Annotated in this window: 26 protein-coding genes; 21 read left to right on the top strand and 5 right to left on the bottom strand. The window is 41.0% G+C overall.

The window, feature by feature from the left end; genetic code table 11:
• The first annotated feature begins 10 nt into the window (after positions 1-10).
• From ACEQZT_RS13610 to ACEQZT_RS13510, 21 genes are all read left to right on the top strand, one after another.
• Positions 11-571 (top strand): AraC family transcriptional regulator, encoded by a 561-nt coding sequence (locus ACEQZT_RS13610; RefSeq protein WP_370089998.1) that lies wholly within the window; start codon positions 11-13, stop codon positions 569-571.
• Between the two features lie 71 nt (positions 572-642).
• Positions 643-3,129, top strand: coding sequence for a heavy metal translocating P-type ATPase (locus ACEQZT_RS13605; RefSeq protein ID WP_370089997.1), 2,487 nt, complete (start codon positions 643-645; stop codon positions 3,127-3,129).
• A gap of 8 nt (positions 3,130-3,137) precedes the next feature.
• Positions 3,138-3,722, top strand: coding sequence for a DUF2911 domain-containing protein (locus ACEQZT_RS13600; RefSeq protein WP_370089996.1), 585 nt, complete (start codon positions 3,138-3,140; stop codon positions 3,720-3,722).
• On the top strand, positions 3,719-4,186 hold the full coding sequence (locus tag ACEQZT_RS13595; protein WP_370089995.1) for a TlpA family protein disulfide reductase: 468 nt from the start codon (positions 3,719-3,721) through the stop codon (positions 4,184-4,186). The genes ACEQZT_RS13600 and ACEQZT_RS13595 overlap by 4 nt, the downstream gene beginning before the upstream one ends.
• Positions 4,183-5,412, top strand: a complete 1,230-nt coding sequence (locus ACEQZT_RS13590) for an exo-alpha-sialidase (RefSeq protein ID WP_370089994.1) — start codon at positions 4,183-4,185, stop codon at positions 5,410-5,412. Before ACEQZT_RS13595 ends, ACEQZT_RS13590 begins: the two co-directional genes overlap by 4 nt.
• An 86-nt stretch (positions 5,413-5,498) precedes the next feature.
• Positions 5,499-5,870 (top strand): ArsR/SmtB family transcription factor, encoded by a 372-nt coding sequence (locus ACEQZT_RS13585; protein ID WP_370089993.1) that lies wholly within the window; start codon positions 5,499-5,501, stop codon positions 5,868-5,870.
• Positions 5,867-6,259 (top strand): metal-sensing transcriptional repressor, encoded by a 393-nt coding sequence (locus tag ACEQZT_RS13580; protein WP_370089992.1) that lies wholly within the window; start codon positions 5,867-5,869, stop codon positions 6,257-6,259. The genes ACEQZT_RS13585 and ACEQZT_RS13580 overlap by 4 nt, the downstream gene beginning before the upstream one ends.
• Before the next feature lie 32 nt (positions 6,260-6,291).
• Complete coding sequence (locus ACEQZT_RS13575; protein ID WP_370089991.1) at positions 6,292-6,495, top strand: hypothetical protein; 204 nt, start codon at positions 6,292-6,294, stop codon at positions 6,493-6,495.
• Positions 6,496-6,536: 41 nt separating this feature from the next.
• Positions 6,537-7,148: a mercuric transport protein MerTP gene (merTP, locus tag ACEQZT_RS13570; protein WP_370089990.1), complete on the top strand. Its 612-nt coding sequence runs from the start codon at positions 6,537-6,539 to the stop codon at positions 7,146-7,148.
• A 4-nt stretch (positions 7,149-7,152) separates the two neighbouring features.
• On the top strand, positions 7,153-7,365 hold the full coding sequence (locus ACEQZT_RS13565) for a GDCCVxC domain-containing (seleno)protein (protein WP_370089989.1): 213 nt from the start codon (positions 7,153-7,155) through the stop codon (positions 7,363-7,365).
• Positions 7,366-7,374: 9 nt separating this feature from the next.
• Complete coding sequence (locus ACEQZT_RS13560) at positions 7,375-7,776, top strand: Fur family transcriptional regulator (protein WP_370089988.1); 402 nt, start codon at positions 7,375-7,377, stop codon at positions 7,774-7,776.
• A 46-nt stretch (positions 7,777-7,822) separates the two neighbouring features.
• Entirely contained in the window at positions 7,823-8,221 is a 399-nt protein-coding gene (locus ACEQZT_RS13555) for a hypothetical protein (RefSeq protein ID WP_370089987.1), read from the top strand.
• A 116-nt stretch (positions 8,222-8,337) separates the two neighbouring features.
• Positions 8,338-12,714 carry a CusA/CzcA family heavy metal efflux RND transporter gene (locus tag ACEQZT_RS13550; RefSeq protein WP_370089986.1) on the top strand — a complete coding sequence of 1,459 codons (4,377 nt, stop codon included), beginning with the start codon at positions 8,338-8,340 and terminating at the stop codon, positions 12,712-12,714.
• Between the two features lie 11 nt (positions 12,715-12,725).
• Entirely contained in the window at positions 12,726-13,922 is a 1,197-nt protein-coding gene (locus ACEQZT_RS13545; protein ID WP_370089985.1) for an efflux RND transporter periplasmic adaptor subunit, read from the top strand.
• Positions 13,923-13,943: 21 nt separating this feature from the next.
• Positions 13,944-14,831 carry a cation diffusion facilitator family transporter gene (locus ACEQZT_RS13540; RefSeq protein ID WP_370089984.1) on the top strand — a complete coding sequence of 296 codons (888 nt, stop codon included), beginning with the start codon at positions 13,944-13,946 and terminating at the stop codon, positions 14,829-14,831.
• A 128-nt stretch (positions 14,832-14,959) separates the two neighbouring features.
• Positions 14,960-15,781 carry an RteC domain-containing protein gene (locus tag ACEQZT_RS13535; RefSeq protein ID WP_370089983.1) on the top strand — a complete coding sequence of 274 codons (822 nt, stop codon included), beginning with the start codon at positions 14,960-14,962 and terminating at the stop codon, positions 15,779-15,781.
• An 88-nt stretch (positions 15,782-15,869) separates the two neighbouring features.
• The gene (locus tag ACEQZT_RS13530; protein WP_370089982.1) at positions 15,870-16,142 is read left to right on the top strand and encodes a helix-turn-helix domain-containing protein; all 273 of its coding nucleotides are present in this window, start codon (positions 15,870-15,872) and stop codon (positions 16,140-16,142) included.
• Between the two features lie 71 nt (positions 16,143-16,213).
• The gene (locus ACEQZT_RS13525) at positions 16,214-16,612 is read left to right on the top strand and encodes a hypothetical protein (protein ID WP_370089981.1); all 399 of its coding nucleotides are present in this window, start codon (positions 16,214-16,216) and stop codon (positions 16,610-16,612) included.
• 66 nt (positions 16,613-16,678) lie between these two features.
• Positions 16,679-17,326, top strand: a complete 648-nt coding sequence (locus ACEQZT_RS13520; protein ID WP_370089980.1) for an ATPase — start codon at positions 16,679-16,681, stop codon at positions 17,324-17,326.
• 158 nt (positions 17,327-17,484) lie between these two features.
• The gene (locus tag ACEQZT_RS13515; protein WP_370089979.1) at positions 17,485-17,943 is read left to right on the top strand and encodes a mobile mystery protein A; all 459 of its coding nucleotides are present in this window, start codon (positions 17,485-17,487) and stop codon (positions 17,941-17,943) included.
• Positions 17,934-18,530 (top strand): mobile mystery protein B, encoded by a 597-nt coding sequence (locus ACEQZT_RS13510; RefSeq protein WP_370089978.1) that lies wholly within the window; start codon positions 17,934-17,936, stop codon positions 18,528-18,530. Before ACEQZT_RS13515 ends, ACEQZT_RS13510 begins: the two co-directional genes overlap by 10 nt.
• Before the next feature lie 95 nt (positions 18,531-18,625).
• Here the strand turns inward: ACEQZT_RS13510 and ACEQZT_RS13505 are convergent, their stop codons facing one another.
• The 5 genes from ACEQZT_RS13505 to ACEQZT_RS13485 form a co-directional block, all read right to left on the bottom strand.
• Positions 18,626-19,051, bottom strand: a complete 426-nt coding sequence (locus ACEQZT_RS13505) for a DUF6527 family protein (protein WP_370089977.1) — start codon at positions 19,049-19,051, stop codon at positions 18,626-18,628.
• A complete protein-coding gene (locus tag ACEQZT_RS13500) occupies positions 19,014-20,210 on the bottom strand; it encodes a ThiF family adenylyltransferase (protein WP_370089976.1) in 1,197 nt (398 codons plus the stop codon). The genes ACEQZT_RS13505 and ACEQZT_RS13500 overlap by 38 nt, the downstream gene beginning before the upstream one ends.
• Positions 20,185-20,466 (bottom strand): multiubiquitin domain-containing protein, encoded by a 282-nt coding sequence (locus ACEQZT_RS13495; protein ID WP_370089975.1) that lies wholly within the window; start codon positions 20,464-20,466, stop codon positions 20,185-20,187. The genes ACEQZT_RS13500 and ACEQZT_RS13495 overlap by 26 nt, the downstream gene beginning before the upstream one ends.
• A 280-nt stretch (positions 20,467-20,746) precedes the next feature.
• Positions 20,747-21,181, bottom strand: a complete 435-nt coding sequence (locus tag ACEQZT_RS13490; RefSeq protein WP_370089974.1) for a hypothetical protein — start codon at positions 21,179-21,181, stop codon at positions 20,747-20,749.
• Complete coding sequence (locus tag ACEQZT_RS13485) at positions 21,181-22,278, bottom strand: ImmA/IrrE family metallo-endopeptidase (RefSeq protein WP_370089973.1); 1,098 nt, start codon at positions 22,276-22,278, stop codon at positions 21,181-21,183. The genes ACEQZT_RS13490 and ACEQZT_RS13485 overlap by 1 nt, the downstream gene beginning before the upstream one ends.
• Positions 22,279-22,497 lie beyond the last annotated feature (219 nt).

The raw sequence follows: 22,497 nt of genomic DNA, 5'->3' as shown, positions 1-22,497 counted from the left end.
GATTGTAATTATGAGCACTCTCCACATAAAGAACATGGTTTGTGATCGCTGCAAGAAAGTGATCAATGACGAGCTAACGGCCTTAGGTGTGGAGGTGCATTCTATTGAATTGGGCGTACTCGAGGTTGACCCAAAATCTGTTGATCTTGAAGCAATTGCCAAAACAATCGAAGCGCATGGTTTTGAATTGATAGAAAGTAAAGAAGAAATCCTTGTCGAACGGATAAAAGTGTTTCTCATATCCATCATTGACAAGCTTCCGATGCAGAGAAAGCACAAATTGTCGACTATGATTTCAGATGAATTGGGGAAGGACTACTCTTCGCTAAGCAAAGTATTTTCTCAAAGAGAACACTTGACCATTGAGAAATACTTCTTACGGTTGAAACTAGAGAAGGTCAAAGAGTTGATTCAAGACGGTAACCATTCCTTTTCTCAGATTGCAGCTATGCTCGATTATTCAAGCATCAATCACTTATCCGGCCAGTTCAAACAGGAAACAGGGCTCAGTATGTCAGAGTACAAATCGATGATCAATAGGGATCGAAAACCGCTCGACAAAATTGTGTAAATCAAATCCATGATTATGAAATCGATTCAGTTTTGCTCCTACGAACTTTGTTTCATCAAATGTATAATGAGATGAAACACACGTATCAAATTTCGGGAATGACCTGCAATGGTTGCAAGAGTCATGTAGAGAAAACACTCAAAGAGGTTGAGGGTATTTCCAATGTTTCTGTCGATTTAGAGAAAAAAGAAGCAGTTGTCCATATGGATGAACATGTGCCGTTGGAGAAATTGAAAGAAGCCATGAAAAAGGATGGAGGTCGCTATGATATTCATCTTCCCGGATCTCATGATCACCACCATCATGCCCCTGCTCAATCTAAGAAAAAAGATACTGGAGGATCTGGCAAATACTATTGCCCGATGCTCTGCGAGGGCGATAAGAAATACGATAAGCCAGGCGATTGTCCAAAATGCGGAATGGATTTGGAAAAAGAGGAAAGTTCTAAAACCATTTACACCTGCCCAATGCATCCTGAAATCGAGCAAGACCATCCAGGCTCATGCCCAAAGTGCGGGATGGATTTAGAACGTAAAAAGGCTTCCGCAGAGGAAGGTTCTGAGGAACATCAAGCATACAAGAAGATGCTCACCAAGTTCTGGATTTCTGTCGCTTTCACAATTCCCGTTTTCTTCATTGCAATGAGTGAGATGATTGGCATTTCTCTCACAGGAATAGCCAGTGAAAGGGCATGGGGTTGGGTACAATTTGCATTGAGCACACCAGTCATCTTTTACTCTTGCTGGAATTTCTTTGTTCGGGGGTACAAATCCATCATCAATCGCTCTCCAAACATGTGGACATTGATCACATTGGGAGCAGGTGCAGCTTATGTGTTCAGCATAGTAGCATTACTATTTCCTGACATTTTCCCTGACCAATTCAAATCTGAGGGAGGAGCTGTTCATTTATATTTTGAAGCGGCTGTAGTCATTCTTACCTTGATTTTGTTAGGACAACTGCTAGAGGCTAAAGCAAGAAGCCAAACCAACTCTGCAATAAAGGAGCTGCTCAATTTGGTGCCACCAGAAGCAACGATCATTAGAGACGGTGAAGAAATGACCATTCCATTGGAGCATGTGAAGCTGGATGACATCATTAAGATTAAGCCAGGAGAAAAGATTCCGGTGGATGGAGAGATCACAGAAGGAAAAAGCAGTATCGACGAATCTATGATTACTGGTGAACCCGTTCCAGTGGAAAAATCTGAAGGTGACAATGTGATTGGTGGTACCATCAATGGGACAAGCACCTTTCTGATGAAAGCGCAGAAAGTGGGAAGTGATACGTTGCTTTCACAGATCATTGAAATGGTCAATAAGGCCAGCAGAACAAAAGCGCCTATCCAAAATCTTGCAGATAAAGTATCCAGCTATTTCGTTCCTATAGTAGTGACAATAGCGCTCATTGCATTTGCAGTTTGGGCGATTTGGGGACCAGATCCAAAACTGGTTTATGCCTTTACAAGTGCAGTTACCGTACTCATCATAGCCTGCCCTTGTGCATTAGGCTTGGCAACTCCTATGTCCATCATGGTTGGAACCGGGAAAGGCGCGAAGCAAGGGATTTTGGTGAAAGATGCCAGGGCCATTGAGGAAATGCACAAGGTGACCACATTGGTTATTGATAAAACTGGCACAATCACACAGGGCAAGCCATCACTTCAGGATGTGAAGTCCATTAATGATAAACACGGTGAAGATGTGATTCTCAAAAATGTCGCTTCTCTTGAATCAAGCAGTGAACATCCATTGGCACACGCTATCGTTCAGGGTGCTGAGAATAAGGGATTAAAGCCACAAAAAGTAGATGATTTTAATTCCATCACAGGAAAAGGGATTACAGGAAAAGTGGATGGGCTCCAAATTGCCATTGGCAACAAAAAGCTATTGGAAGAATTTAACCTTACTCTTGAGCAGGAGCATGAAGAAGATGTAAAACAACGACAGCTAGAAGGCCAAACCGTAATGTTTGTAGTGATTGAAAATGAAATAGCTGGATTCATCAGTGTAGCTGACCCTATTAAAGAATCATCGGCTTCAGCAATTAAGCATTTGCAAGACCAAGGATTGGAAGTGATTATGCTCACAGGTGATAATAAGAACACTGCCAAAGCGGTTGCTGACAAGCTTGGACTCGATGGATATGAAGCCGATCTCTTACCGGAAAACAAGTACGAGAAAGTGAAAGCTCTTCAGGAAGAGGGAAAAATAGTTGCAATGGCCGGAGATGGAATCAATGATGCTCCTGCACTGGCTCAGGCAAATGTTGGAATTGCAATGGGAACAGGAACAGATGTAGCTATCGAGAGTGCAAGTCTTACATTAGTTAAAGGTGAGTTGGATGGAATAGTAAGGGCTCGAAAATTGAGTACGGATGTGATGAGAAACATTAAGCAGAACTTGTTCTTTGCTTTTATCTACAATGTGCTGGGAGTACCGATAGCAGCAGGCGTTCTCTTCCCTGTGTTTGGTCTTTTGTTAAGCCCAATGCTCGCTGCATTAGCCATGAGCCTCAGTTCCGTTTCAGTAATTGGCAATAGTTTAAGATTAAGATAGATATGAAAATGAAAAACCTAATGTTCACAATTGCCGTGCTTGCCCTGATGGGGTGCAGCACCAGTGAAAAGAAAGATGAGAAAACTGAAGATCACACTCAACACCAGCATGATGCTAAAAAAGAGGAAGGGGCTAAAAAGCCACTGAGTCCTCGAACTTCGGCTATGGCTATGATTGGATCTAATCACGTCCACATTGATTACGGATCTCCAAGCAAAAGAGGTCGAATGATTTTCGGGGGATTGGTTGGATATGGTACAGTTTGGGCAACAGGCGCTCATAAAGCCACCACCATTTCTTTTGATAAGGATGTGAAGATCAATGAAACGAGTATTTCGGCTGGTAAATACGGGCTTTTTACTATTCCCGGCGAGAGCGAATGGACTGTTATTATCAGCAAAGATTGGGACATGCACCTGGCCGATGATTACGATCAAGCAAATGATGTTGTGAGGGTCACCGTTCCTGCCCATAAACTTGATGAGGTAGCTGAGTCACTCACTTTTGAAGTGGTAGAAATGAGTGATGGCAAAGGTCAAATCTCTATCAAATGGGATCAGACGGCTGTTTCATTTGGATTTGAGAACAAATGAGAAACCTATTGATCATATCATTAATTCTAAGCGGATTATTCTCATGCCAACCTCCGAAGGAGACCTTTCTCAGCAAAATTAAATTGACAGACCTGCAAGGTGAAGCCTTCGATTCTGAGCAGTTCAAAAACAAAGTGGTCATTCTTAACCTTTGGGCTACCTGGTGCACTCCATGTATCAGGGAAATGCCTGACCTTGTGAAGATGCAGACTGAATTACCGAATGATTTTGTCCTCATACTTGCATCAGATGAATCCCCGGAAAAGATTCGTCAATTCACGGAGAAACGACCTTTCGATCTCACCTTCACACAAATTCAGACTTCAGTGGAATCTTTAGGTGTCTATTCTTTACCGACGACTTTCGTTATAGGCAAAGACGGTCAACTATTAGAAACATTGGTGGGTGCCCGAAAATGGGACAGCCCTGATCAAATTGAACAACTTAAAACCTACCTGAAATGAAATCATTAACCTTACTAACCTTCATCGCTATCGCTCTTTTATCGTGCCAGCAGGGTACGGAAAAAACGAAAGAAACTACCGCTCTTGAAAGCATTGAATCACCTGCAGGGAGCAATGCTTCATTGCCCTATCTGGTTAAGGGTGGTGATAATCTCTTGTACATGTCATGGGTGGAAAAAAGAGATTCCGGATGGATCGATTTAAAGTATTCAGCTCTGAAAGATGATAATTGGCAACAGCCTGAGGTCATCGCATCAGGAAACGACTGGTTTGTCAACTGGGCAGATTATCCTATGATGGCTGTAGATAATCAAGGAAACATGATTGCTCATTTCCTGGCAAAGAGTTCATCAGGCACTTACTCCTACGATGTAAATGTGGTTTATAAACCTGCCGGAGGGGAGTGGTCAGAACCGGTTATTCCTCATAAGGATGGGACTCCTACCGAGCATGGTTTTGTGACCTTGCTACCAAATAATGACGGTACGTTTCTGCTCGCCTGGCTAGACGGTCGAAATACTGGAGGCGGAGATCACGATTCGGGCGGTCATGGAGGTGGTGGAGCGATGACCATCCGAACCTCAACACTCGACATGACTGGAAATCTTAAACAGGAAGCAGAACTTGATTCGCGAGTATGCGACTGCTGTCAAACAGGAGGCACCATGACTTCAAATGGTCCGGTGATCGTCTACCGTGATCGATCTGATGAAGAAATGAGAGACATGTCATTTGTAAGATGGGTGGACAATAGCTGGACCGAGCCAAAAGCAGTGAATGATGATGGCTGGAAGATTGCGGGATGCCCAGTAAATGGCCCAAGAATCGCATCGAATGATAATACTACAGCTACAGCTTGGTTTACTGCAGCAGAAGGAATTGCTAAAGTGAAGGTCGCTTTTATGGATGATTCGGGAGAATCTTTCAATGAACCAATTATTGTTGACAATTCTGTGTCAGTGGGAAGAGTAGATATTGTTATGGCTGATGGTCAAACTGCTATTGTTAGTTGGCTAGATTTAGAAGACGAAACACCGCTTATAAAATTTAGAAATGTTTCCAAGGATGGATCTTTGAGTAATCCGGTAATAGTTTCCGAAACCAGCGCCTCAAGAGGGAGTGGATTTCCTCAAATGGAAATGGTTGATGGAACATTGTATTTTGCTTGGACTAACCTTCAAGAACAATCCACATCTATCTTAATCAAGAGAGTTAAGCTTAATTAGCTAACCACATAGATATTTTAGCATTTACTTAAATACTGAACCATTTCTCTATCTTTACGTTTTAGCAATTACTAAAATATTAAAAGATGAGTACTACGTGTATCAGAGTATTGGCCGATCCAGTCCAAATCAAGGAATGTAAGGGAACCCTCAGCAGACTGGAAGGGCAACTCGATTTGACTACTAAAATTTTCAACTTGGCAGGAAATGCAGCACGGTTGAAAATCCTTTTTCTACTTCATAAAGAAGGTGAAATGTGCCCCTGCGATTTCAGCGACATTTTAGGAATCTCTGTGGGAGGTGTATCTCAACATTTAAGAAAATTGAAAGACGCAGGAATGGTCCGAGATAAGAAGGTGGGACAAACGGTGTTTTACACGATGATCCCTGAAAACACCCAATTATTACTCCCTGTTCTTCAAATTCTATCCAATCAATCTAAAACCATTTTATCATGATAGCAGCTGATTTAATAAAGGGCATTAAACATTCACTCAGAACTGCTCAGGGCCAATTGGGATATATCTATGATAAAATTGACGAGGAAGATCAGGCAGAAAACATTTTACTCCAGCTAAAAGCGGTTCAATCAATGCTTTCAAAAACCACCTATGAATTACTTGACGATTCGTACAGAAAAGCTTTAGCGGAAAAAATTTCATCTACAGCATCAAGTTGTCCTGGTAATTGTGGGCAGGAGGATACCATAGAATCTCTGAGATTATTATTTCCAGATATTGCCGCAGAAGATGTTCCTTCTAAACTCAGAGAGGCTAAACTCCTTGAAAAGCAACTAATGGAATATTTGTCACGAAAAAAATTGGATACCCCCTCCCCCCGTAACTGATCTTTGGTTCATGTTTCATTAAAAAGATAGATATGAAAAATAAACTAATGATTTTGGCCACAGTAAGTATTCTCGCAATTGGCGGCCTTGCTTTCGGGTTCAATTCCTCTTCAAATGTTTGTCCTTTGGAAGGAACCTCTGAATGTCCGAAAATTAACTGCCCTTTGGCAGGTACTTCGGAATGCCCATATGATATGAAAGCGGCTGAATTACCAGCATGCTGTAAGAAAAAGTAACATGGAGGGGGCAAGCCCTCCTTTTTTTATTTGACTGAACAATGAAAAATTCCCTTTTGACCAGCGGTATTCTGGCAGCTTTGTTAAGTTCACTTTGCTGTATTACTCCCTTGCTTGCCTTATTGGCTGGTGTTAGCGGCATTGCCTCCACTTTTTCCTGGCTGGATCCTGCGAGACCCTTTTTTGTTGGTGTCACTTTTTTAGTTTTAGGGTTTGCATGGTACCAGAAACTACGACCCAGAACTGCCGAAGAAATCGCCTGTGCATGTGACGAGGACCTGAAACCTTCCTTTTGGCACTCAAAAAGGTTCTTAGGAATCATCACGGTGTTTGCAGGGTTAATGCTTTCGTTTCCAAGCTACGCACATATTTTCTACTCTAATGGAGGTGATCTGGGTGCATCTACATTCGCTGAACAAGACACGACCAAAACTCACAAGATTGTACTGAAAGTAAAGGGAATGACTTGTGCGGGATGTGAAAGTCATATTGAGCATGAAGTAAGCGCTCTTGACGGTGTAAAATCAGTTGATGCCATCTATGCTGAGGGTTCAGCTACCATTGAGTATTTGCCATCAAAGCTTGAAGAGCAAACAATCATAGATGTGATTAATAAAACCGGATATACAGTGATTGAAAAGCCAAAAGATTAATAACATGGAGAAAGAAGCAGTTTTAGCGTCAACCATCACTTGCCCTCATTGTGGTCACCGGAAAGAGGAAACCATGCCAACGGATGCATGCCAGTACTTCTATGATTGTGAGAATTGTAATCAAGTAGTAAAACCCAAGCAAGGAGATTGCTGCGTGTATTGCAGTTATGGGACCAAGAAGTGTCCACCAATGCAAAATGGAACTTGCAATTGCTAATTTAGCTACATGCTCGAACAAAAACTTGAAGATCGTGACATCAAGCCAACCGCCATGCGGATGTTGGTACTCAAAAAGCTTGTGGAATCGGGCGCAGCGATCAGTCTCAGTGATTTAGAAGCCAAGTTTGAAAGAGCGGATAAGGCAACCCTTTATCGAACCCTGAAGACATTTGAAGACAAGAAGCTAATTCACAGCATTGATGACGGCACCGGTTCGGTCAAGTACGCACTTTGCGAAGAAGGTTGTGAATGTGAACCACAAGACCAACACATCCACTTTCACTGTGTTCAATGTGGTGAGACATATTGCCTGACTCAGTCTAAGATTCCACAAACGCACATCCCATCGGGTTTTAAAGCAGCTAGCGCCAGTATGGTTTACAAGGGCACTTGCGCCAATTGCTCATAGAAACAATGCAAATTGGTTGCATGCCTAAATGATTACATTTGCTCAGATGAATCGTCTAACGTCCATATCACTATCGATGATTTTTGTGGTGCAAATTTTTGCTCCAAACATGGACATGTGTTGCGAATTGGAGAAACTTCCTGCCCTTTTTGCCCATTTTGAGGAGCATAAGGCGTTTGATGGAGATTCCTTTTTTGAATTTTTGGTCGAAGATTATGTACATCATGACGACAACAGTGAAGGCCATCACGACCATGATAAGGATGATGATCTGCCATTTCATGGCCAACATCAGTGCAATCATGCACCTATTTATCTCACATACACGTTCTCAAACATCGAATTAGGAAACAAATCATTTTCTCTTCAGACCAAAGGCAGTTTCTATCAGTTTTCAATTTCTTCAGAATATCTGGATAAGCTAATCCAGCCTCCTCAGGCCTAGTTTTTCAAGACACTTATTTTTTCAAATCTGTGTGCTTTTAGCCCACACAGTGTGTGTCTACATGTTTGGCAACATGCCACCCTCAAATCATTTAGAATTTTTAAATCCAAATAAAAATGCTGGATAAAATCATTCACTTTTCAGTGAAAAATAAATTGATTATTGGCCTACTTACGCTTGGCCTGGTCATTTGGGGAGGATATTCCCTCACTCAATTACCGATAGATGCTGTTCCTGATATCACGAACAATCAGGTTCAGGTCATCACCGCATCTCCCTCTTTAGCTGCTGAGGAAGTAGAGCGGCTCATTACATTTCCTATTGAAATCACCATGGCGACCATTCCTGATATAGATGAGATCAGGTCATTTTCCCGCTTCGGATTGTCGGTTGTTACCATTGTCTTTAAGGAAAATGTTGACGTTTATTGGGCTCGTCAACAGGTAAGTGAACGCTTGCCTGAAGTACAATCACAAATTCCATCAGGAGTGGGGACGCCAGGTATGGCTCCCATCACAACAGGTTTGGGAGAAATCTATCAGTATGTGGTTGGTACATCTCCTGGTTATGAGGAGAAGTATGATGCGCGTGAGTTAAGAACGATACAGGACTGGATAGTAAGGAGACAACTGCTGGGTACTCCTGGAGTAGCAGACGTGAGCAGTTTTGGAGGTTATCTAAAACAGTTCGAAATAGCGATCAAGCCAGATCGGTTAAAGGCCATGAATGTTTCCATTGCTGATATATTTCAGGCCCTTCAGGAAAACAATCAAAATACCGGTGGCGCTTATATTGAAAAGAATCTGAATGCCTACTTCATTCGAACAGAAGGCCTTGTCGGTAATCTTGATGATATCAGGAAGATCAATATTCGAACAAATGAAAGCGGTATTCCTGTACTGATTAAAGATGTGGCTAAAGTGCAATTGGGGAATGCAGTGCGCTATGGAGCAACTACTCGGAATGGAGAAGGCGAAGTAGTCAGCGCAATTGTCATGATGCTAAAGGGAGAAAACTCAGCAGAAGTCATAGAAAATGTAAAGGGAAAGATCGAACAAATCCGTAAGTCTTTGCCTGAAGGGGTGACAATCGAACCCTTTCTGGATCGAACTAAGCTTGTAGATACCGCGATAGGAACCGTGACTAAAAATCTGGCCGAAGGAGCATTGATTGTCATCTTCGTTTTGTTGTTGCTGCTAGGCAATTTCCGTGCAGGACTGATCGTGGCTTCCGTTATTCCTTTGGCACTCATTTTCGCCTTTGGAATGATGAATTTCTTTGGAGTTTCTGGCAACCTGATGAGTCTGGGGGCTATAGATTTTGGGCTGATAGTGGATGGGGCTGTAATTATCGTAGAAGCCACCTTGCACCATCTTGGGTTGCTTAAGCTGGGGAGGAAATTAACACAGGATGAAATGGATATGGAGGTCTATAAATCAGCCAGCAAAATTCGAAACTCAGCGGCCTTTGGTGAGATCATTATTCTTATCGTTTATCTGCCGATTCTGGCACTAGTGGGCACAGAAGGGAAAATGTTCAGGCCCATGGCACAAACGGTGAGTTTCGCCATTCTCGGTGCATTCATTTTGTCACTAACCTACGTTCCGATGATGTCTGCACTCTTTCTCAGCAAGAAAACAGAATACAAAAAGAACATCTCTGACCGTATCATGAACTTCTTTCATCGATTGTACGATCCTACCATTCGGTGGGTGATGCATAAAAGGTTGCCTTTGCTTGGACTGACGGCAGGCCTGTTTGTAGGCGCCTTGTGGCTTTTTTCAAATATGGGAGGTGAATTTATTCCCACACTGGAAGAAGGAGATTTTGCTGTGGAGACGCGCGTGATGACAGGGAGTTCATTGGAGAATACTACTAAAGCGACTACCCAGGCAGAGAAAATACTTCTGGATCAATTTCCAGAGGTAGAGCAGGTTGTGTCCAAGATAGGAGCAGGAGAGATACCCACTGATCCAATGCCCATTGAAGCAGCAGACCTCATGATCATTCTAAAGAACAAGCAAGAGTGGGTTAGTGCTTCTAACCGTGAGGAGTTGGCCAACAAAATGGCAGAAGCACTCGAAATCATTCCAGGTGTAACCTTCGGATTTCAACAGCCCATTCAAATGCGCTTTAACGAGCTCATGACTGGTGTTCGGCAGGATGTAGCAGTCAAAATTTATGGTGAAAATCTGAACGATCTGTCTGAATACGCCGATCAAATTGGGAACATTGCATCAGGGGTTGAAGGTGCGGTGGATTTGTACATTGAAGAAGTAACTGGAATTCCTCAGATAGTCATTACCTATAAGCGTGATCAGTTGGCTAAATACGGCTTGAGTATTCTGGATGTGAATCGATCTGTGCAGGCGGCATTTGCCGGAGCTTCCGCTGGTCTGGTCTATGAAAATGAACGACGATTCGATCTGGTAGTGAGACTGGAGAAGGCCAATCGTAATGATGTGGAATCAGTTAGAAACCTTTACATCTCGCGTAAAGATGGACACCAGATACCTCTTTATCAGGTGGCCAACGTGGAGATCAAGGACGGGCCTTACCAGATTCAGCGGGATGATACTCGCCGTAGAATCCTGGTTGCCTTCAATGTTCGAAATAAGGATGTTGAAAGTGTGGTTACTGAGCTTAAGCAAAAAATTGAAGCGTCTGTGGTCTTTGCTCCCGGTTATTCCATTGCCTATGGAGGTCAATTTGAAAATCTGATAGAAGCCCGACAAAGACTCGCTGTAGCCGTTCCATCAGCGCTTCTGCTCATCTTTGTATTGCTCTATTTTACATTCAAATCGGTAAAGCAGGGTGTTCTGATTTTCACCGCAATTCCCTTGTCAGCCATTGGTGGAATTTTGGCGCTTTATTTAAGAGGCATGCCCTTTAGTATTTCTGCCGGGGTTGGGTTTATTGCACTGTTTGGGGTTGCTGTCCTTAATGGCATTGTGCTTATCGCAGAATTCAACCACCTAAAGCAAGAAGGAGTGACAGATATATTTGATCGCATCTACCAGGGAACAAAAACCCGATTGCGACCGGTGATTATGACTGCTTCTGTGGCCTCACTTGGCTTTTTACCAATGGCGCTATCACAATCCGGTGGAGCCGAGGTTCAAAGGCCTCTGGCTACTGTTGTGATTGGTGGGTTAATCACTGCAACATTTTTAACATTGATTGTACTCCCTATCCTATACTACTATTTTGAGAAGGGAGTGAGAGTTAAACCAGGTGCTGTATTACCAATCTTGTTGGTGGGAGCGCTAATGTTTCAAGTGAATGGAGTGCAAGCCCAAGAAAGGCAGTCAAGGAATTACACACTTGAGGAATCCATTGAGACTGCCATCAAGAACAATCCAAGCCTTCGTGCTGCTGACTTAAGAACGCAACAGGAAAAGGCACTGAAGGGAGCCAGCTGGAATCTCCCGAAAACTGATTTTAACCTGACGCATGGGCAATACAACAGTGTTTTTGATAATGACAATCAATTCAACGTAAGTCAGTCGATAGCATTCCCCACAGTTTACGCCAACCAGAGCAAGTTGGCCAATGCAAAAGTTGAATCTAGTGAATGGAGGGAAGCGATGACCAGAAATGAATTGGTTCAGCAGGTAAAATCAACCTGGTATAGGTTGCTTATGGAAAAGAACAAGAGAAAGCTACTAATTGAACAGGATAGTATCTATCGCAGTTTTTCGCGAGCAGCAAATCTTAGGTATGAGACGGGTGAAACGAACCTTCTTGAAAAGGCAACTGCCGAATCTCAGGTGGCAGAAATCAAAGTGATGATGGAGCAAAACAAGGCGGATATCGAGATTTATCAGACAGCCTTAAAAACCTTACTGAATACAGACGAGTTGATTGATCTGGCTGCAGATAGCCTTATTGAAAGGGATGTAGCTGGCTTAATTGGTGACGCCAATGTTGATAGCAATCCTACATTGGCTTGGTTTAGGCAACAAATTGAGGTGGCAGAAAGAGAAAAGTCGGTTGAAAAATCGAAGTTGATGCCGGATCTGATGATTGGTTATTTTAATCAGTCACTCATTGGTCCTAATCAGGATATCAATGGCAATCCGGTCAATTATACTTCGAGTGATCGATTTACTGGATTTCAGGTAGGCATTGCCATCCCTATTTTTGGGGCAAAATCGCAAGCTGCATCTATAAAGACAATCGAATTAAAGAAGCAAGAAAGCGAGGCGCTTGTTCAGTCAGTCAACAACGAATTGGAAGGACGATTACAAGCGCTACTTCAGCAATACTACAAATTTCAAAATAGCCTGAGTTATTACAGATCAACAGCTCTACCGCAAGCTTCACTTATTCTAAAGCAAGCGCAAGCAGGATTTCAAAGTGGAGACATAGGTTATGTGGAGTACACCCAGGGGCTTAGCAGATCATTGGACGTACGATTCAATTATCTGGACATTCTCAATCAATACAATCAGACCATTATTCAAATCGAATTCATTTCCGGAATTCAATAAATACAAAGACAATGAACACTATATATCAATATATCATCAGCATATTTTCGATCAGCATATTGAGCATGATCGTAGTTTCATGCAGTTCAAAAACAGTAGATCAACCTGAAGAGCATCACGAGGATGAAAGTAGCATTGAGCTAACGCAAGCTCAGTTTGAACAGGCTAATATTCAGATTGGAGCAATTGAAAAGCGTGTCATGGGTTCGGAGCTGCGAGTGAGTGGAATCATTGATGTGCCTCCGCAAAGCAATATCTCAATCAACATGCCTTATGGAGGTTTTGTGAAATACACGGATATGCTTCCGGGAACTTCAGTGAAAAAAGGCCAACTATTGGTGACCATTGAAAATCCTGATTTCATCCAGTTTCAGCAGGATTACCTGGAAGGTCTGGCAAATCAGGAATATCTGAAAGCTGAATTTGAAAGACAACAGAAGCTGTACGACGAGAAGGTCGCCTCCGGGAAAAACTTTCAACAAGCCAAGAGCGCCTATTTCGCCAATGAAGCTAGAATAAACGCCATGGAAGCAAGGCTAAAAATGATCGGATTTAATCCCTCCAAAATAGGTGAAGGGAAGGTGATTTCTTATGTCAGTATTTATGCGCCAGTGACTGGTCAGGTGAGGGAGGTTTACACCAATGTGGGTAAATACATCAACCCTCAGGATGTAATTATGGATCTGACTAGTACAGAAGACTTGCATGTAGAACTAACAGTTTATGAGAACGATATTCCTCTGATCAAAGAAGGTCAAAGAATTCGTTTTGCATTGGCCAATACTCCCGATCTATGGAGGGAAGCAGAGGTGTTTCTGGTAGGAAGTGGTGTTCGTGAGGATCGGTCAGTCACCGTACATGGTCATTTGAAAGAAAAGGATGATGATTTGATGCCTGGTATGTATGTGTCTGCAAAAATCGAAACAGGCAGCAATGAAACATGGGCAGTTCCTGAGGAATCAATCGTAAGATATGGAGGCAAGCATTACCTCTTCGCACTTAGCAATAAGCGAATGGAAAATGGAGAAACAATGTTCGATTTTGAAATGGTTGAAGTAAACAAAGGCTTTAGTGAAGATGGTTTTACTCAGATAACATTGATCGATTCATCTATCAATATTGCCTCCATAGAGTTGGTTACAAAAGGAGCATTCACTGTGCTGGCAAAAGCTAAAAACACCGAGGAAGAAGGTGGTCATGGACATTAATTTAAAAGAATCGTAAAGTTTATGGGACATAATCACGATCATTCACACAATCATTCAGAAGGCAATGTAAAAGTTGCCTTCTTTCTCAATCTGGCATTTACCATCATTGAGGTCATTGGAGGACTATATACCAATAGCTTAGCCATCCTTTCTGATGCGTTGCACGACTTGGGAGACAGCCTGAGTTTGGGTCTCTCTTGGTATTTTCAAAAACTGGCTAAGAAAGGAAGAACCAAAAAATTCTCATACGGGTACAAACGATTCTCATTGTTGGGTGCCATCATTAACTCTATCGTTTTGGTAGCAGGATCAATCTTTATTCTTACTAAAGCAATTCCACAACTATTCAACCCGGAGGAAACAAACGTTCAGGGAATGCTCTACCTCGCTATTCTGGGAATAGTAGTGAATGGAGCAGCGGTACTCAAACTTCGAAAAGGGGAATCACTCAATGAAAAAGTCGTGTCACTCCATTTATTAGAGGATGTTTTGGGATGGGTAGCTGTGCTCATCGGCAGTATTATTATGATGTATGTGGATGCACCTTTTATTGATCCGTTACTTTCTGTGCTCATTTCAATATTTGTGCTTTACAACGTTTACAGAAATCTCAAAAAGAGTTTGTTAGTCATTCTTCAGGGCATACCAGAAGAAGTATCCATCAAGGAGATTAGAGAAAAACTAAGGACCATGTCTGAAGTGACTGATGTGCATGATTGTCATGCCTGGTCAATGGACGGGGAATATAATATTCTCACAATTCACCTAAAACTAGACAAGGACTACAAGCTATCTGAACAAGCAGAGCTCAAAGAAACAGTCCGATCAAAACTGAAAGATGAGTCTATCAACCACATCACGATTGAGTTTGAAGGACAGAACGAAAATTGTAGGTTGGAGGATTGTTAATTTACTATGTAAATAGTGAACTCAAACGTTACAAATCCACACAAACCCACATTTATCTATCCGTTTTATTTCAAATAATATGACAGATTTATAATTTCACGTGCTGGAAACAGCTAATCACCAACACGTTGAAAAACCCTTGTTTTGACTTACTCAGTGAGTTGGAGCATCGATTATTGGAAATAGATAATAACAATAGATCACCTATCGATAAATGCTCGCTCAAAATCACTCTTTGCCAAGATCTAACCAAGACACTCAGACAACTCTATTTTCAGGCTTCACTTGAAACAGTAAACCAACAGATACATTTCTTCAAAACGATCAAGCCAAAATTCGTTTCTGAGCTTCATTTCAACTTAGAAGTGCTGAACTACTACAAAGAGCGCCCGAGGGGAAGTAAGAAGCTCAAAGGTCAACACATCAATGAGTGTATGGAGAAGGCCTCCTCATTTATGATTAAACATTGTGAGTTTAGAAACTACATGAACATGCAATCTGATCATTTGGATGAGCTGTACTTTACTAATCGTGACTACTGTCCAAAGCTCCACGGGAGCTTTGAGTATCCGAGTGATCCTGACTTCAGCTCACCGGTTGATCCAACTCTTTCCTGTCTTATAGCTGCGGATAGATACATGCAGTTTCTGAAGGATCAGAAGTTTACTTTGAAGAATCCATCTTTGGACCCAAGTTGGGATTCTCAGAAAACGCTGGACTGGCATGGATCAAAAACAGATCTGGTAGAATTAATTTACGCCCTCCACGCCGCAGGAAAGCTAAAAGGAGACCTCAAACATTCCTTTTTAGTAATGGAGAAAGCTTTGAATGTTGATGTTGGGAATTACTATCGGCTTTATACCGATATCAAACTAAAAAAGAATCCCAATTCACTATTAGATGTATTGAAAACCAGCCTACTAGATAAGATCAGGACTGAAAATCAATAATTATTTATCCCAACTTGGGATCATCTTGTGAATAAATCAATACAAGCCACAACAGCTTTGTCCATCGAAAATCAATAACAATCAAAAGATGGCAGCAACAATTATTACAACCGACGATCTACATGAATTTAAAATGGAGCTTCTCCAGGACATCAGACAAGTCTTATCAGAAGATAGTACGCAAAATAAGCAATGGTTAAGGTCCAGTGAACTAAGAAAGATGTTGAAGATCTCTCCAGGAACTCTTCAGAATCTTAGGGTAAACGGGACACTTCCATACACTAAAATCGGTGGAGTTATCTACTACGATTATCACGACATCCTAAGAATACTGGAGGAGAATAAATTCAATAATGCGTAACCATGAGCGCTGGGAATTCCCCCCTTGAGGGGGGTGACCGACGGTCGGGGGGTGTTAACTACATCCATCACATGAATAACTGGTTTGCCAAAGTACAAGCTGATGAGAGGCTATATCCCAGTCACATCAGTTTGTACCTGGCTCTCTTTCAAATTTGGAATTCCAACAGGTTTAGGAATCCACTTTCGGTAGCAAGATCAGAACTTATGAAGCTTTCAAAAATTGGTTCAAACAACACCTATGCGAAGTGCCTAAGGGAGCTCGACAGCTGGGGCTATTTGGAATACTTTCCTTCACATGATCCGATCAAAGGAAGCAAAGTGAACATGTTCACTTTTGATACAACTACCAAGACAACTTATGATACAACCAGTGCAACAGCATTGCGACCTTATATAAACAGTAGTAAACAGTCTAAACAAGTAAACAATGATTCCAATTTGAAAAAAAAATATGACCAGCCGCTTTAACCCAATGGCCGTTATTCCAGATTTGTTTCGGAATCTCTATCAAGGCCTTTTGAATAAGTCCTAATTATGCCCAAAACCATTACGTATAAATCTAATAAATTCTACTTCGAAGAATGTCTTTCATTTCTGGAGGGAACAGGCAAAAAAATATATGGTCCAAAATTCAAAGTGATCGGGGAGGATCATCCGATTATCTTCAAACTCTTCACCTACTTTTTCCGTGACCAAGAAAACGCTAACCTCCTCGATATGGATCTTTCAAAAGGGATCCTCCTTATGGGTCCGATAGGTTGTGGTAAAACTTCACTCATGAATATCATGAGATTTATACGTTCTCAGGATGATCAGCATTTAATGATAGCTACTCGGAAAATCTCTTATGACTTCATTCAGAATGGTTACCAGGTGATTGAAAAATACAGTGACCGGTCTTTCAAATTCAAAACGGATGTCTGGATTCCTAAACACTACTGCTTTGATGATCTTGGTGTTGAAAACAGCCTAAAATACTACGGGAATGATTGTAACGTGATGACTGAGATTCTGCTATCTCGTTATGACTATTTCATATCACATAAGATGATTACGCATATTACTACTAATCTGGACAGTGATGAAATTGAAAAGCTATATGGAAGCAGGGTAAGGAGTAGATTAAGAGAAACATGTAATCTAATTTCTTTTGATGGGTCTACCATTGACAAACGAAAGTAAAGAGTGTGATAGGAGTTGGTACGGACTTAGTATAGACCTGTTTCTGCCCTGAGTGGTAATTTGTTCGAATAGTCAGGCTATAACCTGACTTAATATTTCTTTTTGTCAGGCTATAACCTTACATTTGTCATATTTTTGTCAGGCTATAACCTTACGATATGAAAAAGCAGCAGCTCCAAATAGAACAACTTGATCGTAGATTGAAAGGATTTCAATCACTGCAAGATGAGGCAATTCCTTCCATTGGATGGATTAAAGCCATTCGTACAGCATTGGGAATATCCTTGCAGCAAATGGCTAACAAACTTTCCATTACGAAGCAAAGCGCAGCGGAGATCGAGCAGAGGGAAATAGAAGAAACCATTACACTAAAATCACTTCGAGAGGCAGCCATCGCTTTGGACATGAACTTGGTTTACGGCTTTGTTCCTAAAGATGGCTCTTTGGATCATTTGATAGATCGGAAAGCTAGGGAACTTGCGACTAAAATTGTTTCCAGAACTTCTACTACTATGAAGCTCGAGGATCAAGAAAACTCAGAGCAGCGAATCCGGAAGGCTATTGAACAACGTGCGGATGAATTGAAACGCGAGGTGCCGAAAATTCTATGGGATTAAATCTAGAGTACATCAAAGGACAAACCCCTCTGGATGAAGAAGAACTAGAGGGGTTGCTTATTCCTTCCATTTCCACAAAAAAGGAGCTGGATGAATTTGAACAGCAAAACATTGAGGAAGCCATACAATGGTTGATGGCTAGATCATTGACGGCAGAAAAAATATTCACCGAGAAATTCATACTAGATATTCACAAACGAATGTTTGGACACGTCTGGAAATGGGCAGGAAAGTTCCGAACTACACAGAAGAACTTGGGGTCGGATTACTGGCAAGTGCCTGTAGATCTACGAATGCTACTGGATGATGTGCTCCTCTGGCATAGTGAGAAGACCTTTGAGTCAAAGGAGCTAGCCATTCGATTTAAACATCGCTTAGTAAGTATTCACTGTTTTTCTAATGGCAATGGCCGCCACAGCAGGCTAATGGCAGATGTGATCATTGAAAAAATATTTAGTCAGGAAGTCTTTTCCTGGGGCGCAAGCAACCTCTCTGACAATAATGAAGGGAGAGAGCAATATTTAAGAGCAGTAAAGCTTGCCGATAATGGAAAGTTTTTACCCTTAATAGAGTTCGCAAAAAGCTAAGATGAGCAATACATTCAACGTATTTTCATCCTAGTAAGACATTATGCCGCATAATGAATAGAGAGAAGGCGTAATTGCACCTTCTCTCTAAAACTTTACTTTTTCCGGAACAAATCCTTCACAAACTCAAAGAATCCGGATTCGCTTTTTGGAATAACCCTTTTAGAATCATTGAAATAGTCAGCCTTGACTTCCTGGTCAAACTTTCTATTTTCTTTGATCTCATCATCGGTCCACTTTTTCGAGAAAATCACACGGTTCTTTTTGATCCAATAATGCGATTGACAATCAAAACTCCAGTTGCCAATTGATGGATCGAGTGAAACAGTATCTCCGTCATAAATCAGCTTCCAATCTGTAGGAGAAAGAGGTGTTACAACCTTTTGCCCACAGCCGCAAACGCACAGATGTACAGCTGTTCCATATTCCATAGAAATGTAAAGAGTACCGGGCTTTAAATTACCCGGTACAAATTCACAAAACTCATGCTGCAATCTCATCGTCTTCATCACTTTCGACATCACATTCATCGTTTTGAAGTTGAGATACATTGATCGTATAGGTAGCATTATACTCCCGCTCCAAGTCTTGATAGAACGAAAGCAATTTTTTCCACCTAATTATTGCCATGGCAGCTCCGAATGCATTCAGTTCAACTATCTGAATGTTCGGTGCGTACTCATTTTCACCTGGTTCTTCCAAAGGCACTCTTTTTTCCACATGATCGCTATGAGTCGCATCAATTGTTGTGACTCTAATTGTACCAATTAAGGAATTGTTTACCTTATTTAATCCCAGGCCAATATCAATGACTGTAACACCATGCTCCTTGAGATAATTGATAATCAGCTTTCTTACGTCGTTATTATCGACGCATAGAAATACGATGCTCTTATCTTTTAGATCTGCAAGATTAGACTCATCAATGAAATATGGATGCTGCACTATTCCGGTATGCATCCTCGAATAAATGTCTCCAAAATATTCAACCTTAGGAACATCCAATTCATCTTCACGAGCTGCTCCAGGTGACCGATAGGCATTGTGCTGTCTCATTAGATCTCCATCATATAAATGGATTTCTTTGACAGGTACTTTAGCCATCAGATCTAGAACATACGACCCAGTTCCTCCAACACCAACAATCCCAATCCGTTGTTCATTGAACTGTCTTAAAAATGGAAGAATATTAGCTCGGCTAGCATTCGTATCGAAATACTTAAAGGCGCCAGCGTACTCTTCTTGCATCTTTTTAAAAGTCCTTGATGTCAAATTTGGCTTCATTGATATTGCGGAAGCAGATATTATTTCCTCATACCTTGTCACCTGCTGATAATGATCACTATATCCATTTTTAGGCTTATTCGAGAATGAATAATTCATAGTGACATCATCAAACAACTTGGTATTAGGATTGCCATGCTGTATGCCTAGGATTGGCGTACCATCCTTGTTGCATGGCATTTCTCCCATGAAATGTATTACATGAGTCACAGGTTTTGATACCTGCTCGTTTGCAATAGAAAGTTGGGCAATTAGCTTGCCCAACTTAATCTCTCGGTTACTGTTGACATAGGGAATACTATGCACAATCAGGTAACCGTCTCTTACCTGGATTTCAAAGCCTTCATCCTGAAGGCGTTTTAGATCCTTACTACGACTTATCAGTTGATGTGACATTGAAAACCATTTTGTTTTTCACACGTACTACATCACCTTTCACCATCGAGCCTTCTCGGTTTTGCCCGGGACCTCTCTTATAGGTTACAGTGTAGCATATATTCGGATTATTAGAAATTGAATCGAACGCCAGGATAACAACCTCTTCGAAGCTGATTTCCTTGGAATTCCATTCTTTCTCTTCACCATTCACTATCAAGGCCACCTTGACCTTGTCTTTGGTGCCTGAGGCACCTTCTTTGACTATATCTATCATCTTGATATTTATTTATGTTTATAAATGACCTAGGTTTTCATACCATAGCTTAGGTCAATACTATAGCAGTCCTATTCTGACAATCTAATTGTCAGCTCTTTTAGGCTTACAAATTGTATAATGAAAAAGGATCTACAGTTATTTAAGGTTATACATCACCAATACCGCTTGTATAACTGCTCTTGTAAATCTCAGGAGGGATTCCTACATTTGTTTCACGACAAATCAAATGAAGTCAAAGTTTCCTAGACTTTGTCCACTAAGATTTAGAGCCAGGTAATTACAAGTTGTCTGGCTTTTTTATTTTGATTACATCTTCAATTTTAATTTTTCTAATAAGTATATCCTCAACTTGAGTGAGGGTTAATATTTTGACATTTTCCGATTGAGCTAACTGCTTCATTGCACTATTATCTGTAACCAATCTTAGGTTATATTTTTTTGCAATTTCAATCGAATGGAACTCATAGTATGTGTATCGATCGGTACCATAGGTACTCGTATAATGATACAAATCAGAATAGGTCAGATTACCGAATTTCTCTATTCTGATTTTACCTGAACTGATGAAGCGTTTTAGAATGAATTTTTCAATGAGGTTACTATTATCAATTATAGCCGAGCTAACTACATAGTCGAATTCACAGGTGTCGGTCAATATACCCCTGGTAATAAAATTGCGTAAAAGCTCGGTATCGTTAACAACAACTTCCATCAGCCAAATTCCAAATTATTTTTAATACTATCAAAGGCGCTTTTATTCATTCCAGTAAAGTATTTGGCTTTTCCAGGGGATAGCTGACCCTCCGTGATTCCACGATATACCAACTGCTGGTATTTACTGGCGATTTCTTCTCCTTCATATTGGCCTAAGTCAACTAGGGTATCTTTAACTTCATGATATTCATCCCAGTCTATTATACCCGAGTATGCTGCACCAACAAGCAATGATCTTACAGAAACTCCATATTTCTGCTTAAGAGCTTTAAGCTCCTTTCTTGAAATCTTAGTTCTTTTCTGACCTAATTCTACAATTAACAACTCTCTTGGTAGAAGCATAGACGCGGCAAAAGCATCGCAGATCCTTTCAATATCCTGATAGCTTAGACTATCATCGATTTCAAGAATCAAATGACCTAGCTCATGAAGTGCGGTGAATCGCCTTCTAGTCTTTTCATGGACTTGATTGTTGAGTACAATCACTGGGAGATCATTGATATAGGCACTCAATCCTTCAAATTCTTCCGGTACCGATACATCTATGACATTTACGCCATGATTTTCTAGTGTACTTACAACGGATAAAATAGGAGTCTTACCAATTTGCCATTTCCTTCTAACCTTTCCTGCAGCTTTCTCGGCATCTTTACGAGTCTTAATTATTTTGAAATTTTCGAGAGGATTAGCAAACTTGATGTCATAATCTAATAGATCGAAAAGTTCATGAAATTTGACCAAGCGGTCAATGGTTATCTCTCTAATAGACTCCTTTAGGTCTGCTGAGATTTTATCCTCTTCTCGATACTCAAAGCCAGATTTCTTCTTCGACACCCCAGTTATTTCAAACTCAACATTGAATAATGAATCACGTTTTAGGTCTTCGTTAAAGAAATCTTCAACTTTAACTTTCAACGCATCTGCAAGAGAAGCCACTAAATCCATTTTGGGATTGAAAGATCCACTCTCATACCGAAGAACAGTTTTGGGACTTGCTCCAATTAATTCCGCTAACTCGGCCTGGGTCATATTTTGGGAATCTCTCAAATATGATAGGTTCCTGGCAAATGTTTTTATGGGACTTACGGAGTTCATATTATTAGTTTGTATTTGATTGCATCGTTGAGATTCAAAGATAATAAAAATGTCACTAAAAACAAAAAATATAAATAGGTGACATTAATGTCTTACGAAGTTAAAAATATTTTGTTGTGAAAAATACGAAAAGCAGGTAAAGCGGTGTTCGTCATCAGTTGCCAGCAGTTGTCACGCCAGGCCTCACCATGAGCATTCGTACCTCAGCACATGGTTCGC

The organism is Ekhidna sp. (assembly GCF_964218185.1).
In the GTDB taxonomy this organism is placed as follows: domain Bacteria; phylum Bacteroidota; class Bacteroidia; order Cytophagales; family Cyclobacteriaceae; genus Ekhidna.
This window is presented reverse-complemented; position numbering and strand designations above follow the sequence as displayed.

Coding starts and splice junctions, on each gene's coding strand:
- ACEQZT_RS13510 (WP_370089978.1), top strand. CDS start 17,934: ATGGGATTAAATCTAGAGTACATCAAAGGACAAACCCCTCTGGATGAA.
- ACEQZT_RS13590 (WP_370089994.1), top strand. CDS start 4,183: ATGAAATCATTAACCTTACTAACCTTCATCGCTATCGCTCTTTTATCG.
- ACEQZT_RS13540 (WP_370089984.1), top strand. CDS start 13,944: ATGGGACATAATCACGATCATTCACACAATCATTCAGAAGGCAATGTA.
- ACEQZT_RS13600 (WP_370089996.1), top strand. CDS start 3,138: ATGAAAAACCTAATGTTCACAATTGCCGTGCTTGCCCTGATGGGGTGC.
- ACEQZT_RS13565 (WP_370089989.1), top strand. CDS start 7,153: ATGGAGAAAGAAGCAGTTTTAGCGTCAACCATCACTTGCCCTCATTGT.
- ACEQZT_RS13490 (WP_370089974.1), bottom strand. CDS start 21,181: ATGGAAGTTGTTGTTAACGATACCGAGCTTTTACGCAATTTTATTACC.
- ACEQZT_RS13555 (WP_370089987.1), top strand. CDS start 7,823: ATGAATCGTCTAACGTCCATATCACTATCGATGATTTTTGTGGTGCAA.
- ACEQZT_RS13485 (WP_370089973.1), bottom strand. CDS start 22,278: ATGAACTCCGTAAGTCCCATAAAAACATTTGCCAGGAACCTATCATAT.
- ACEQZT_RS13605 (WP_370089997.1), top strand. CDS start 643: ATGAAACACACGTATCAAATTTCGGGAATGACCTGCAATGGTTGCAAG.
- ACEQZT_RS13560 (WP_370089988.1), top strand. CDS start 7,375: ATGCTCGAACAAAAACTTGAAGATCGTGACATCAAGCCAACCGCCATG.
- ACEQZT_RS13505 (WP_370089977.1), bottom strand. CDS start 19,051: ATGTCGAAAGTGATGAAGACGATGAGATTGCAGCATGAGTTTTGTGAA.
- ACEQZT_RS13545 (WP_370089985.1), top strand. CDS start 12,726: ATGAACACTATATATCAATATATCATCAGCATATTTTCGATCAGCATA.
- ACEQZT_RS13495 (WP_370089975.1), bottom strand. CDS start 20,466: ATGATAGATATAGTCAAAGAAGGTGCCTCAGGCACCAAAGACAAGGTC.
- ACEQZT_RS13500 (WP_370089976.1), bottom strand. CDS start 20,210: ATGTCACATCAACTGATAAGTCGTAGTAAGGATCTAAAACGCCTTCAG.
- ACEQZT_RS13550 (WP_370089986.1), top strand. CDS start 8,338: ATGCTGGATAAAATCATTCACTTTTCAGTGAAAAATAAATTGATTATT.
- ACEQZT_RS13585 (WP_370089993.1), top strand. CDS start 5,499: ATGAGTACTACGTGTATCAGAGTATTGGCCGATCCAGTCCAAATCAAG.
- ACEQZT_RS13530 (WP_370089982.1), top strand. CDS start 15,870: ATGGCAGCAACAATTATTACAACCGACGATCTACATGAATTTAAAATG.
- ACEQZT_RS13525 (WP_370089981.1), top strand. CDS start 16,214: ATGAATAACTGGTTTGCCAAAGTACAAGCTGATGAGAGGCTATATCCC.
- ACEQZT_RS13595 (WP_370089995.1), top strand. CDS start 3,719: ATGAGAAACCTATTGATCATATCATTAATTCTAAGCGGATTATTCTCA.
- ACEQZT_RS13580 (WP_370089992.1), top strand. CDS start 5,867: ATGATAGCAGCTGATTTAATAAAGGGCATTAAACATTCACTCAGAACT.
- ACEQZT_RS13610 (WP_370089998.1), top strand. CDS start 11: ATGAGCACTCTCCACATAAAGAACATGGTTTGTGATCGCTGCAAGAAA.
- merTP (WP_370089990.1), top strand. CDS start 6,537: ATGAAAAATTCCCTTTTGACCAGCGGTATTCTGGCAGCTTTGTTAAGT.
- ACEQZT_RS13515 (WP_370089979.1), top strand. CDS start 17,485: ATGAAAAAGCAGCAGCTCCAAATAGAACAACTTGATCGTAGATTGAAA.
- ACEQZT_RS13575 (WP_370089991.1), top strand. CDS start 6,292: ATGAAAAATAAACTAATGATTTTGGCCACAGTAAGTATTCTCGCAATT.
- ACEQZT_RS13520 (WP_370089980.1), top strand. CDS start 16,679: ATGCCCAAAACCATTACGTATAAATCTAATAAATTCTACTTCGAAGAA.